Origin of the sequence: Stenotrophomonas sp. STM01 (genome assembly GCF_014852135.1) — a bacterium.
GTDB classification, from domain to species: Bacteria; Pseudomonadota; Gammaproteobacteria; order Xanthomonadales; family Xanthomonadaceae; genus Stenotrophomonas; species Stenotrophomonas capsici.
The window spans coordinates 389097-402200 of sequence record NZ_JACVBA010000002.1 but is presented as its reverse complement, the minus strand read 5'-3'; the positions used below and the strand labels follow the sequence as shown (position 1 = coordinate 402200).

The window sequence follows — 13104 nt, the reverse complement described above, 5'->3', positions numbered from 1 at the left end:
AACCGCAGGAGTAACCCCATGCCGATCATCCAGGTGACCCTGGTACAGGGCCGTGACGAAGAGAAAGTGCAGCGTTTCATCCGCGCCGTGGCGCAGGTGGCGCATGCCGAGCTGGAGGCGCCGATGAGTGCGATCCGGGTGATGGTCAACGAAGTGCCGCCGCAGCGTTTCGCGGTCGGCGACGTGCTCAAGAGCGATGCGAAGGAAGTGAAGGCATGAGTGCTGTGTCCCTGGGGGCCGACGCCATCGCGCGGCACGGTGCCGAACTGCACGCCGCGCTGCGTAGCGGCGTGGCGGTGGAGCCGCTGAGCGAGCGCATCGCCGGCTTGTCGCTGGGCGATGCCTATGCGATCTCCAACGACCTGCTGGCGCGCCGCCTGGCCGATGGTGAGCGCGTGGTCGGCAAGAAGATCGGCGCCACCTCGGTGGCGGTGCAGCGCATGCTGAAGGTGGACCAGCCGGACTTCGGCTTCCTCACCGATCGCATGCAGGTCGCCAACGGTGGCGTGCTGTCCACCGCCGGCATGATCGCGCCACGTGCCGAGGGCGAGATCGCCTTCCACCTCAAGCGTGACCTGGCTGGGCCGGGCATCACCCACCACGACGTGCTCGCCGCCACCGACGCATTGTCGGTGTGCTTCGAGATCGTCGATTCGCGCATCCGCGACTGGCGCATCGGCATCACCGACACCGTGGCCGACAACGCCTCGGCCGCGGCCTACGTGCTCGGCGAACTGTGGGTGCCACCGAAGAACCTGGACCTGGGCACGCTGGGCATGGTGGTGGAGAAGAACGGCGAACTGGTGGCCACGGGTGCCGGTGCCGCCGCACTGGGCTCGCCGGTCAACTGCGTGGCGTGGCTGGCCAACACGCTCGGTCGGCTCGGCACGCCGCTGAAGGCGGGCGAGGTGATCCTGTCCGGCGCGCTGGTGCCGCTGATCCCGGTGAGCGCCGGTGACCACATGCGCGTGCGCGTCGGCGCGCTGGGCAGCGCCGAGATCCGCTTTGCATGACGCCTGCTTCCTCCCCCACCTTGAACGACAGGAGTTCTGCATGACCCTGAAAGCGGCCATCATCGGTCCCGGCAACATCGGCACCGACCTGATGATCAAGATCCTGCGCCACGGCAAGCAATTGCAGATGGCGGCGCTGGTCGGCATCGACCCGGCGTCCGACGGCCTGGCGCGTGCCGCGCGCATGGGCGTGGCGACCATCTCCAGCGGCGTGGCCGGGCTGATCGAATCGGAGTTGTTCGCCGATATCGACATCGTGTTCGACGCCACCTCGGCCTCGGCGCATGTTGTCAACGACGCATTGCTGCGCGCGACCAAACCGGACATCCGCGTGGTTGACCTGACCCCTGCGGCAATCGGCCCGTACTGCGTGCCGACCGTGAACCTGGAGGACAACATCGAGGCGGCCAACGTCAACATGGTCACCTGCGGCGGCCAGGCCACCATCCCGATGGTGGCGGCGGTGGCATCGGTGGCCAAGGTGAAGTACGCCGAGATCGTGGCAAGCATCTCCAGCAAGAGCGCCGGCCCGGGCACGCGCGCCAACATCGATGAGTTCACCGAAACCACCTCGCGCGCGATTGAAAGCGTGGGTGGCGCGCAGGTCGGCAAGGCCATCATCGTGTTGAACCCGGCCGAGCCGCCGCTGCTGATGCGCGACACCGTGTACGTGCTCAGTGAAGTGGTCGATACCGCCCTCATCGAAGCGGCCGTCACCGGGATGGCCGCGCGCGTGGCCGCCTACGTGCCGGGCTACCGGCTCAAGCAGCAGGTGCAGTTCGAGCTCATCGAGGAGCCGGTCAACGTGCCGGGCGTTGGCCCGAGCACCGGCCTGAAGACCTCGATCTTCCTGGAAGTGGAAGGCGCCGCGCACTACCTGCCGGCCTATGCCGGCAACCTGGACATCATGACGTCGGCCGCGCTGGCCACCGGGGAGCGCATGGCCGCCTCGGTGCTGGCCGCGCGTGCAGCGGCGTGAGGACATGAACATGACCGTCAACAAGCTCTACATCTCCGACGTCACCCTGCGTGACGGCTCGCACGCCGTGCGCCATCGCTACAGCCTGGAACAGGTGCGCGCGATCGCCACCGCGCTGGACCAGGCCCGGGTCGATTCGATCGAGGTCGCCCATGGCGACGGCCTGCAGGGTTCCTCGTTCAACTACGGCTTCGGCGCGCACAGCGACATCGAGTGGATCGAGGCCGCAGCCGAATCGGTCTCGCACGCGAAGATCGCCACGCTGCTGCTGCCCGGCATCGGCACCGTGCATGACCTGAAGAACGCCCATGCTGCCGGCGCGCGCATCGTGCGGGTGGCCACGCATTGCACCGAGGCCGACATCTCGCGCCAGCACATCGAAGCGGCCAATGCACTGGGCATGGATGCGGTCGGCTTCCTGATGATGAGCCACATGACCACGCCGCAGGCGCTGGCGGTGGAGGCGAAAAAGATGGAAAGCTACGGTGCGTCCTGCGTGTACGTGGTCGATTCCGGTGGCGCATTGAACATGAATGATGTGCGTGACCGGGTCGGCGCGCTGCGCGAGGCGCTGCAGCCGGATACCCAGATCGGCATCCATGCCCACCACAACCTGTCGCTGGGCGTGGCCAACTCCATCGCTGCGGTCGAAGCGGGCGCGATCCGCATCGACGCCAGCCTGGCCGGCATGGGCGCTGGAGCCGGCAATGCACCGTTGGAGGTGTTCATCGCCGCGGCCGAGCGCATGGGCTGGAACCACGGCTGCGCGCTGTACACGCTGATGGATGCGGCGGACGACATCGTGCGCCCGTTGCAGGACCGCCCGGTGCGGGTGGACCGCGAAACCCTGGCGCTGGGTTATGCCGGCGTCTATTCGAGCTTCCTGCGCCACGCGGAAATCGCATCGCAGCGCTTTGGCCTGAAGACCGCCGACATCCTGGTCGAGCTGGGCAAGCGCCGCATGGTCGGCGGCCAGGAAGACATGATCGTGGACGTCGCACTGGACATGCTGCGTGCGCGCGGCGAACAGCCGCAGGAGGCACAGGCATGACGCTGGATCGCTCCATCATCGAAAACTGCGCCCTGCAGTTGCTGGCCGCCGAGCAGGAAGTGCGCGAGGTGACCCGAATCACCGATGCGCATCCGCAGATCGACGTCAACGCGGCGTACGACATCCAGGAATGCCTGCGCGGTATCAAGCAGGCAGCTGGCATACGCATCGTCGGCATGAAGATGGGCCTGACCTCGAAGCCGAAGATGCAGCAGATGGGCGTGGACACGCCGATCTACGGCTTCCTCGGCGCTGACAATGCCGTGGACGACGGCGCGGTGGTCGACACCGCGCGCCTGATCCACCCGAAGGTGGAGGCCGAGATCGCCTTCGTCATGCGCGAGGACCTGACCGGACCCGGGTGCGACGTCGCCCAGGTACTGGCGGCCACCGATTACGTGGTGCCGGCCATCGAGCTGATCGACTCGCGCTACGAGAATTTCCGTTTCGACCTGCCCAGCGTGATCGCCGACAACACGTCGGCCGCGCGTTACGTGCTGGGCTCGCGCCCGACGGCGGTGCAGGGCCTGGACCTGGAGACGCTCGGCGTGGTGATGGAGAAGAACGGCCAGGTGGTCGAGGTCGGCGCCGGCGCCGCGGTGCTCGGCAATCCGGCCGAGGCGGTGGCGATGCTGGTCAACATGCTGGCCGAGCGCGGCCAGGCGCTGCCGGCCGGCAGCGTGGTGCTGTCCGGCGCGATCACCGCAGCGGTGGCGGTGGCTGCTGGTGACAACGTGCTGGTACGCGCCGATGGCATGGGTACGACGGCGATGCGGTTTGTGTGAGGGCCCGAAGGCCGGGCAGCCGTTGAGGCGGCAGCCACGCCTGCCTGCCCGCATGACGTCACTCCCGCGCAGGCGGGAATGACGCGCTGAACGCCGTTCGGTCTGCCCGGACGGCAATGGCAAGAAAACGACGTTCTTCATGACCGGCGCCCCTCCGGGCGCCGGAACGGTGTCCTGTTGCCCTGGGAGGGGAAAACGATGATCGGTAACAAGAAACTGGCCGCGCTGGCCACCACGGCGGTACTGGCGGCGATGCCGCTGAGTGCGCTGGCGCAGGCCATGGATGCGCAGGCCATGGAGGCGCGCATGGCGCAGCTGGAGCAGGAAATGCAGCAGATGCGCGACATGCTGCAGGCCTACCAACAGCGTGATGCTGCCAATGCCAATGCCAATGCCGCTGCGGCGCCGACGGCGACAGCGCTCGACGCCACCCGTGTTGCCGCACCAGCGGCGCCGGCCGTCGTGATGCCCAACGCGATGCCGGGCACGAAGTTCTCCTTCGGCGGCTTCATCAAGCTCGATTCGATGTACACCCGTACCAGTGACGGCGAGATCGCCGACGGCTCGGCCGGGCGCCTGTTCTACTTCCCCGGTGCCACGCCGGTGGCGGCCGATGGCAAGGGGCGCAGCGCCAGCTATACCGACGTGCATGCGCAGTTCTCGCGCTTCTGGCTCGGTGCCGATACCACCACCGAGCGCGGCGACAAGCTCAAGGCCTACATCGAGGCGGACATGTACGGCGGTGGCAGCAACGCCTTCGCCGGCAACGAGGTCATCACCAACACCTACGCGCTCACCCTGCGCCAGGCCTACGTGAGCTGGAACAACTGGCTGGCCGGCCAGACCTGGTCCAACTTCCAGGACGTGGCGGCGCTGCCGGACACGGTGGACTTCACCGGTCCGTCGGAAGGCACCATCTTCTCGCGTCAGGCACAGCTGCGTTATACCCGCGGCGCGTGGTCGTTCTCGGCGGAGAACCCGCAGACCACGATCACCCCGTTCGGCGGCAAGGGCGCGCGCATCAACAGCAGCACCGACGTGATGCCGGACCTGACCGCGCGCTGGCTCACCCGCGGTGATTGGGGCCACTTCACCGTTGCCGCGCTGCTGCGCAACTTCCGCTACGACGGGCACAACGAAAGCGGCGGTGCCCTGAGCGTGTCGGGCAAGTTCAACATGGGGGCCAATGACGACCTGCGTTACATGGTCAGCGGCGGTGCCGGCGTGGGCCGTTACCTCGGCTTCGCGCTGGGCAGCGACACCGTGCTGGATGAGGAAGGACGCCTGCACGCGATGGACGGCTACGGTGGCTTCGCCGCGTGGCGCCACGCGTTCTCGCCCAAGCTGCGCGGCAACCTGGTCTATTCGGTCGCCGTGCTCGACAACGACACGGCCTGGACCGGCTATGAAGTCACCGACAAGGCACAGTCGGTGCGCGCCAACCTGATCTACTCGCCATTCCCCAAGCTGGACCTGGGCGTGGAGCTGAGCCATGCGCAGCGTCGCCTGGAGAACGGCGAGAAGGGCGACATGAACCGCGTGCACACGCACGTGAAGTACAACTTCTGACGGCGTCCTGCCGGCGCCTGCGACGATGGCCCACGGCGGGCTGGGGTACCATCAGCCCCGGTCCGCCGTTTCTGTTGCCGATGACTGCCACGCAAAGCCTGCCGCTGTTTCCATTGCATTCGACGCTGTTGCCGGGTGCCTCGCTGGGGTTGCGCGTGTTCGAGGCGCGTTACCTGGACCTGGTACGCGAATGCGGGCGCAAGGGCGGCACGTTCGGCGTCTGTCTGATCCTGGAGGGCGAGGAGGTCGGCACGCCGGCAACGCCCGCCGCGTGGGGCGTGGAAGCCCTGGTCGAGGATTTCGACGTGGGTGCCGATGGCGTCCTGGTGCTGCGCCTGCGTGGCGGTCGCCGCTTCCACGTGCGGCAGACGCGCGTGCGTGACAACGGCCTGGTCGTGGCCGAGGTGGAATGGCGCGAGCGTGACAGCGACGATGAACTGCAGCCGGAGCATGCGCTGCTCGGCATCCTGCTCGAACGCATTCTTGAACAGGCGGGCGGCGAGTACGCCTCGGCCGGCCCGGCACAGTTCGACCAGGCGGCCTGGGTGGGCTGGCGATTGGCGGAACTGTTGCCGTTGCAGGAGCAGCAGCGGGTGATGCTGCTGCACGAAGACGATCCGCACCGGCGCCTGGAGCGCCTGCTCGAATGGATCCCCGGCTTCGACATCCCGCAGGAACAGGATCTCTGACCTCCGCCAGGAGCTCCATCCACCGCCTGGAGCTCCATCCACGTTGCCGGATCCGGCGCCGCGGGCATCACCGCTGTTACGGCGCCGGTGTTCCCTGGCTGCGGATCATCAGCAACGGCAGGCCGGTTTCCGGCTGCACCTGCTGCTGGTTGGGCATGCCGTCGAGCGACTGCTTGAGCGTATCCAGCGCGGGATCCACGCCGCGCAGCGGGCGCCACATGCCGAACAGCTTCAGGTGGCGCTGGAAGCGCAGCGTCTGCGCGCTGCCCAGCCAGACCTGGGCTTGCCCCGGCTCCAGGCGTACGGCCGAAGGCCACAGCCGCAGCGCATAGACCTCGTCCGGTCGCGTGCCCGGGTGCAGCAACAGCAGTGCCTCGACGTTGCTGTCCAGGGTGGCCGGCAGCACCGGCACGTCCTGCGGCGAGGCTTTCTGCTCCAGCATCGCCAGCGCCTGCTGCCAGCCGGCCTGCGGCTGCACGGTCCAGCCCTTGCGCTCCAGCTGCTGCTGCAGGGGTGCCAACGGGCCGGCGACCTGCACGTCCAGCGGCCAGCGCTGGTCGTCATCGAACTCGTTGCGACGGGCCGGCAGCTCGCGCCAGCCGTCCTGCCACCAATGCGTTGACACCATCGATTGCGGCGCGGCGGCCACCGGCTCGAACTTGGCCAGTTTGGCCGGCACGTTGCGCGGTGCATACCAGAAGCCGGCCAGCACGAACACGCCATAGAACAGCCAGGCCACCGGCTTGACCCAGAACGAACGGTTGAAGCGGCGGCGGTAGGCCACGCCCAGCAACAGCAGCCAGAAGATGCCGAACAACATGCCGCCGATGACGTCGCTGAGCCAGTGTGCGCCCAGGTAGATGCGGGCAAAGCCAATCGCGGTGACGACCACGCCGGAGAGCAGGTACGGCCAGACGCGGGTACGGCCGGGCAGTTCACGGCCGATCAGCACGGCGAAGAAGCCGAAGGTGATCGTGGCCATGGTCACCGCCACCGACGGGAAGCCGAAGCCACTGCTGGCCGAGGGCGGGCGGACCACGTCCACCGTGGCGCCCAGCAGCTTGGTCAGGGCCAGGCCGAAGGCCAGCGCCGCCAGCCAATGCACCACCGCCATCCAGCGCCGGCGCCAGGCCAGGTAGCCCATGGCCGCGCCGATGGCCGGCAGCAGTACCTGCCAGTCGCCCAGCGAGGCCAGCGCGGCCATCGGATAGTCGGCCAGCGGGTTGCGCAGGGCCAGCATCAGCTTGTGCACGGCCAGGTCCAGCGCCAGCGGTTCGCCATGCGCGACCACCACCATCAGCAGCACGAACCAGCCCCAGCCGAGCAGCAGCAGCATCAGGGCGAGCATCGCCAGCGGCACCGATTCACGCCGCTTGGGGTCGAACAGGTCGGTCAGCGAACGGCCCAGCAACTGCGGGTGGCGCTGCGACCAGGCCAGCACGCGCGCCAGCCAACCGTCCATGCGCGCGGCCGACCAGCGGTAGCTGTACAGCACGATGGCCCAGACCAGGCCCAGCATCGCGCCGAGCAGCGCCAGCACCAGGAACAGGCTGCCGGCGACCGCCGCCACCGCGTCGTAGGCCTGGCCCAGCGCCCAGCCGGGCAGCAGGAACAGTACCGCCCAGGACAGGCAGGCGATGCCGCTGGCCTTGAGGTAGTTGCGGAAGGGCATGTTCGCCATGCCGGCGATGGCGGGCACGAACGGACGGATCGCGCCCACGTAGCGCGCCACCAGGATGCTCTTGAAGGCGTTGCGGCGGAACATCAGCTCGCCGCGGTCAAGCAGCTGCGGGTAGCGGCTGACCGGCCAGACGCCGCGCAGCCGGTCGCCCCAGCGACGGCCGACCCAGTAGCTCAGGCCATCGGCGGCGAACGCGCCCAGCGTGGCGCAGGCGATCGCGTACGGTCCGGACAGCTCGCCCATGCCGATGAGCACGCCCACCGCGATCATCAGCGGCAACGCCGGCACGATGGTGCCGAGGATGATTACCGAGTCACAGAAGGCGATGGCGAAAATCGCGGCACCGGCCAAAACCGGATGAGCGGCGATCCACGCAAGCGTGGCGTCGATCCAGGAAGAATTCATCGGGCGATTATAGTGGCAGGGCCCGTTCAGACCGCTGCTTCCGTTGCAGGTTCCATTGGCGTGGCGGCGGGTCGTTCACCTGCCGTGTCGGTGAATGAAAGCCCGGCAGGCCACTAGAATGGGGGCATGCTGGACTCTTCGCCTGACACCTTCATTACGCTGAAAGCCGACAGTTTCGGCCGTATCCTGCTGGTCGACGGGGAGCACGGCCGCTTTGTCCGCCGTGACCTCAGGGCCACGCCGCCGTGGCTGCGTTTGCCGGCTTGGTGGCTGGCCCGGCGCGAGGCGCGGGCGTTGGCCAGGCTGGATGGCATGGAGGCCACGCCGCGCCTGCTCGGCTGGGACGGCCGCTGGCTGGACCGCAGCTACATGGAGGGGGCGGCCATGTACCAGCGCCCGCCCCGAGGTGACCTTGCCTATTTCCGCGCCGCGCGGCGCCTGCTGCAGCGCGTGCACCGCCAGGGCATCGCCCACAACGACCTGGCCAAGGAGGCCAACTGGCTGGTGCGCGAGGATGGTTCGCCGGCGTTGATCGATTTCCAGCTGGCGGTCTGCGGCAACCCGCGCTCGCGCTGGATGCGGCTGCTGGCCCGCGAGGACCTGCGCCACCTGCTCAAGCACAAGCGCATGTACTGCGGCGCGGCGTTGACGCCGGTGGAGCGGCGGCTGCTCAAGCGCCACTCCTGGGTGCGCGAACTGTGGTTCGCCACCGGCAAGCCGGTGTACCGCTTCGTCACCCGGCGCATCCTGCACTGGGAAGACAACGAAGGGCAGGGACCAAAGCCTTGAGCCGCAGCGTGGGATGGGGCACCGGCCGGCGTGGCCGGCACCGGTGCCCGGAAGGGACTCAGCGCAGCTCGACCAACTGCCTGCCCCTGAAATTCCGCTTGGCGTCGAAGTCGTAGCCGATGGTCAGCATGCCCTCGTCGGCACAGGCGTGGCAGCTGCGCAGCGGCGTGCGGTAACGCAGGCGCACGCCGCCGTCGGGCAGTGCATCGCTGCCGCTGGCGATGGCCGGCGCGAACGGGAACGCGTCCGGGTGCCCGGCGATGAACGCCTTGTATTCAGGCAGGCTGCGGGTGTTGTCGTCCAGCACGTCCCGGTCCACGTCGACGGTCCGGCCGCTGGCGTCGACCAGCCAGGTGCCTTCGTTGGTGTTGGCGCGGAACGGGAACTCCAGCGTCGCCACGCCCACGCCTTCCACGCTCTGCCAGGCGCTGACATATCCCGGATTGTCCTGCGCGGCCAGATTGCGCGCGGCGGTGAGTGCGGCGGCCGAGGCGCCGCCCTTGCGCAGGGTGTCGATCAGGCAGGCATCGCTGGCGGTTGCAGCGTTGCGGCAGGCATCAAGCGACCCATTCCACACCGCGCTGGCGTCCAGCTTGCCGCCGGTGCTGCCCAGCCCGGTGGTGTGTGCGGTGACATCGTGCACCACCGGCGGGACTTCGCCGGCCGATTGCCGGTTCTGGCAGGCGGCAAGGGCGAGCACGAGCAGCAGCGGGGTGGTGCGGTACAGCGTTTTCATCATTGGATCTCGGGGGGAGAATGCCGCACCAGTATCGGCATGGTGCATGAACGCAAAGTGTCGAACCGCAGGCGTGATGCACCGGCATAATGCGGGAGGTTTCCTACCCGTTGGAGTGCGCATGAGCAGCCTGCAAGGCAAGACCCTTTTCATCACCGGCGCCTCGCGGGGCATCGGCCTGGCCATTGCACTGCGCGCTGCGCGCGACGGTGCCAACGTGGCCATCGCCGCCAAGTCGGCGGTGCCCAACCCCAAGCTGCCGGGCACCATCCACAGCGCCGCCGAGGCGGTGACCGCCGCCGGTGGCCAGGGGCTGGCGCTGAAGTGCGACATCCGCGAGGAGGACCAGGTCAACGCGGCGGTGGCCGCCACCGTGGATGCCTTTGGTGGTATCGACATCCTCGTCAACAACGCCTCGGCGATCTGGCTGCGCGGTGCGCTGGACACGCCGATGAAGCGCTTCGATCTGATGCAGCAGGTCAACGCACGCGGCAGTTTCCTGTGCGCGCAGACCTGCCTGCCGCACCTGCTCAAGGCCCCGAACCCGCATATCCTGACGCTTGCGCCGCCGCCGAGCCTGGACCCGAAGTGGTGGGCGCCGCATACCGCCTACACGCTGGCCAAGATGGGCATGAGCTTCGTCACCCTGGGCCTGGCCGGTGAGTTCGGCCCGCAGGGCGTGGCGGTCAACGCGCTGTGGCCGCGCACCATCATCGCCACCGACGCGATCAACATGATTCCCGGCGTGGACCCGGCCGGCTGCCGCCGCCCGGAGATCCTGGCCGATGCCGCGCACGCGGTGCTGACCCGCCCGGCGGCGGGCTTGAGCGGGAAGTTCCTGATCGACGATGAAGTGCTGGCCGAGGCCGGTGTCACCGACCTGTCAGGCTATGCGGTGGACCCGTCCAGGCCGCTGTTGCCGGACCTGTTCCTCGACTGAGCAACCCCGTAGGCGCGGCCTCGGTCGTGAAGCCGACGGGCTGTCCACGCACATGGAAAGCGGTGCGTGGGAGGGAGCGTCGGCTTCGCGCCTGAAAGCGCTCCTACCAACGGTTTCGGAATCCCCTCGCAGGGGCGGCCTCGGCCGCGAAGCACGGTAGGCGCTCAGGGCTCCAGCGGCTCGGGCAGCTCATGCCCGCAGCGGTTGCAGTAGTGGGCCTTGGCCTCGTGGCCCTCATGGCCGCAGACCACGCAGCCGCGGGTGTCCTGGCGACGCTCGCGCAGCATGGTGCCGGCCAGTTCGGCGGTGTAGATGCCGGTCGGCACGGCCAGGATGCTGTAACCGACCAGGATCAACGCCGAGGTGATGAAGCGGCCGAGCGTGGTGTGCGGGACGATGTCGCCGAAACCCACCGTCGCCATCGTCACCACCGCCCAGTACATGCTGGTCGGGATGTTGCTGAAGCCGTAGGCCGGCCCCTCGATCACGTACATCAGGGCGCCGGCGATGATCGCGATGGTGACCACCATCGACAGGAACAGCAGGATCTTGCGCCGGCTGCGCCACAACGCCAGCATCAGCACGCCGCTTTCCTCGATGTAGCGGGTCAGCTTGAGGATGCGGAACACCCGCAGCAGGCGCAGCACGCGCACCACCAGCAGGCTCTGCGCGCCGGGCACGAAGAAGGAGATGTACGAGGGCAGGATCGCCAGCAGGTCGATGATCCCCCAGATGCTGAACGCATACCGCAGCGGCCGCCGCACCACCAGCAGGCGCAGCACGTACTCGGCGGTGAACAGCAGGGTGAACCCCCACTCGACCACGTAGAACCAGCTGGCCCAGGCCACGTGGATGCGTTGCACGCTGTCGACCATCACCACCAGCACGCTGGCCAGGATGGCCCAGACCAGCAGCAGGTCGAACCGGCGCGAAGGCGGGGTGTCGGTGCGGTGGATGATGTCGAACCAGCGGCGGCGCCAGCCGGACTCGCTGGCGGGGTTCAGTTGGGGGGCAGAAAACAGGCGCATCCGTACATTGTGCCGCAGCCCGTGGAATGGGGGACAATGCGGCTTTCACACCCACCCCTCCGGAACGCCATGACTGCCGCCGCTGAACCGCTGTTGTCCCTGTCCAACTACTACCTTCCGGTCTACCGTCCGCGCCAGCTGGTGCTGGAGCGTGGCCAGGGCGCGCGGGTCTGGGATACGCAGGGGCGGGAGTTCATCGACCTGGCGGCCGGCATCGCGGTGTGCAGCCTGGGCCACAACGACGCCGACCTGAAGGCGGCCCTGTTCGCGCAGGCCGACAAGCTCTGGCACACCAGCAACATGTTCTACAGCGAGCCGCCGCTGCACCTGGCGCAGGAGCTGGTGGAGGCCTCGCGTTTTGCCAAGCGCGTGTTCCTGTGCAATTCCGGCGCCGAGGCCAACGAAGTGGCGATCAAGCTGGTGCGCAAGTGGGCCACCGCGCAGGGCCGTGCGCCGGACAAGCGCTTCATCGTCACTTTCCGTGGCAGCTTCCATGGCCGCACCCTGGCCACGGTGACCGCCACCGCCCAGCCCAAGTACCAGGAAGGCTATGAGCCGCTGCCCGGCGGCTTCCGTTACGTGGACTTCAACGACGTGGCCGCGCTGGAAGCGGCGATGGCCGGCGGCGACGTGGCCGCGGTGATGTTCGAGCCGGTGCAGGGCGAAGGCGGCGTGATGCCGGCCAGCGCCGAGTTCATGCGCCGCGCCCGCGAGCTGTGCGACCAGCACGACGCACTGCTGGTGCTGGACGAGATCCAGGTCGGCATGGGCCGCACCGGTGAACTGTTCGCGCATTGGAACTGGGGCGTCACCCCGGACATCGTCACCCTGGCCAAGGCGCTGGGCTGTGGCTTCCCGGTCGGCGCGATGCTGGCCGGCCCGAAGGTGGCCGAGGTGATGGGCGTGGGCGCGCACGGCAGCACCTTCGGCGGCAACCCGCTGGCCGCGGCGGTCGCCCGTGTGGCGCTGCGCAAGCTGTCCTCCGACGAGATCAAGGCCAACGTGGTGCGCCAGTCGGCCGCGCTGAAGGCCGGGCTGGAAGCCATCGGCGAAGAATTCGGCGTGTTCGAGCAGGTGCGCGGCATGGGCCTGATGATCGGCGCGGTGCTCAAGCCCGAGTACGTGGCCGACATCGGCGCGCTGCTGGACCTGGCCGCCGAGAAGCAGGTGCTGATCCTGCAGGCCGGCACCAGCGTGCTGCGCTTCGTGCCGGCGTTGAACATCACCGACGAGGAGGTCGCCGAAGGCCTCAAGCGCGTGCGTGAGGCGATTGCGGCCTACATGGCGGGGCGCTGAGGGCGCCCGGGCGACCGGGTGCAGCCACGTTGAGTGAGGGCAGGGTGCGATGCACCCTGCCTTTTTCTTGCCCACTTACGAGCGGGGGGCGCTCGATTGGGCAGGCAATGGCGAGAACCCGGATGCACTACAGTGCGGCCGGG

Annotated in this window: 12 protein-coding genes and 1 pseudogene; 10 read left to right on the top strand and 3 right to left on the bottom strand. The window is 68.3% G+C overall.

The features are described from left to right. Positions 1-15: 15 nt before the first annotated feature. From IB227_RS11760 to IB227_RS11730, 7 genes and pseudogenes are all read left to right on the top strand, one after another. Positions 16-219: pseudogene (locus IB227_RS11760) on the top strand (tautomerase family protein); the annotation flags it as partial. Beyond that, entirely contained in the window at positions 216-1013 is a 798-nt protein-coding gene (locus IB227_RS11755) for a fumarylacetoacetate hydrolase family protein (RefSeq protein WP_192287552.1), read from the top strand. The pseudogene IB227_RS11760 and the gene IB227_RS11755, both read left to right, overlap by 4 nt. A gap of 40 nt (positions 1014-1053) precedes the next feature. Then, positions 1054-1992, top strand: coding sequence for an acetaldehyde dehydrogenase (acetylating) (locus IB227_RS11750; protein ID WP_192287551.1), 939 nt, complete (start codon positions 1054-1056; stop codon positions 1990-1992). A 10-nt stretch (positions 1993-2002) separates the two neighbouring features. After that, on the top strand, positions 2003-3043 hold the full coding sequence (gene dmpG / locus IB227_RS11745; RefSeq protein WP_192287550.1) for a 4-hydroxy-2-oxovalerate aldolase: 1041 nt from the start codon (positions 2003-2005) through the stop codon (positions 3041-3043). Continuing rightward, the gene (gene dmpH / locus IB227_RS11740; RefSeq protein ID WP_192287549.1) at positions 3040-3828 is read left to right on the top strand and encodes a 2-oxo-3-hexenedioate decarboxylase; all 789 of its coding nucleotides are present in this window, start codon (positions 3040-3042) and stop codon (positions 3826-3828) included. The genes dmpG and dmpH overlap by 4 nt, the downstream gene beginning before the upstream one ends. A 198-nt stretch (positions 3829-4026) precedes the next feature. Further along, positions 4027-5397, top strand: coding sequence for a DcaP family trimeric outer membrane transporter (locus IB227_RS11735; RefSeq protein WP_192287548.1), 1371 nt, complete (start codon positions 4027-4029; stop codon positions 5395-5397). 71 nt (positions 5398-5468) lie between these two features. Continuing rightward, a complete protein-coding gene (locus IB227_RS11730; protein WP_192287922.1) occupies positions 5469-6086 on the top strand; it encodes an LON peptidase substrate-binding domain-containing protein in 618 nt (205 codons plus the stop codon). Positions 6087-6162: 76 nt separating this feature from the next. On the opposite strand, the gene IB227_RS11725 is transcribed toward IB227_RS11730, so the two are convergent. After that, positions 6163-8172 carry a bifunctional DedA family/phosphatase PAP2 family protein gene (locus tag IB227_RS11725; RefSeq protein ID WP_132865497.1) on the bottom strand — a complete coding sequence of 670 codons (2010 nt, stop codon included), beginning with the start codon at positions 8170-8172 and terminating at the stop codon, positions 6163-6165. 126 nt (positions 8173-8298) lie between these two features. Between IB227_RS11725 and IB227_RS11720 the strand changes: the two genes are divergently transcribed. Beyond that, entirely contained in the window at positions 8299-8961 is a 663-nt protein-coding gene (locus IB227_RS11720; RefSeq protein WP_192287547.1) for a serine/threonine protein kinase, read from the top strand. A 58-nt stretch (positions 8962-9019) separates the two neighbouring features. On the opposite strand, the gene IB227_RS11715 is transcribed toward IB227_RS11720, so the two are convergent. Beyond that, a complete protein-coding gene (locus tag IB227_RS11715; RefSeq protein WP_192287546.1) occupies positions 9020-9697 on the bottom strand; it encodes a hypothetical protein in 678 nt (225 codons plus the stop codon). A 121-nt stretch (positions 9698-9818) separates the two neighbouring features. Between IB227_RS11715 and IB227_RS11710 the strand changes: the two genes are divergently transcribed. Continuing rightward, positions 9819-10637, top strand: a complete 819-nt coding sequence (locus IB227_RS11710; RefSeq protein ID WP_192287545.1) for an NAD(P)-dependent oxidoreductase — start codon at positions 9819-9821, stop codon at positions 10635-10637. Between the two features lie 164 nt (positions 10638-10801). Here IB227_RS11710 and IB227_RS11705 read toward each other — a convergent pair whose 3' ends face one another. Continuing rightward, positions 10802-11665, bottom strand: a complete 864-nt coding sequence (locus tag IB227_RS11705; protein WP_192287544.1) for an ion transporter — start codon at positions 11663-11665, stop codon at positions 10802-10804. 69 nt (positions 11666-11734) lie between these two features. On the opposite strand from IB227_RS11705, the gene IB227_RS11700 reads away from it, so the two are divergent. Then, positions 11735-12961 carry an acetylornithine transaminase gene (locus tag IB227_RS11700; RefSeq protein WP_192287543.1) on the top strand — a complete coding sequence of 409 codons (1227 nt, stop codon included), beginning with the start codon at positions 11735-11737 and terminating at the stop codon, positions 12959-12961. Positions 12962-13104: the final 143 nt, after the last annotated feature.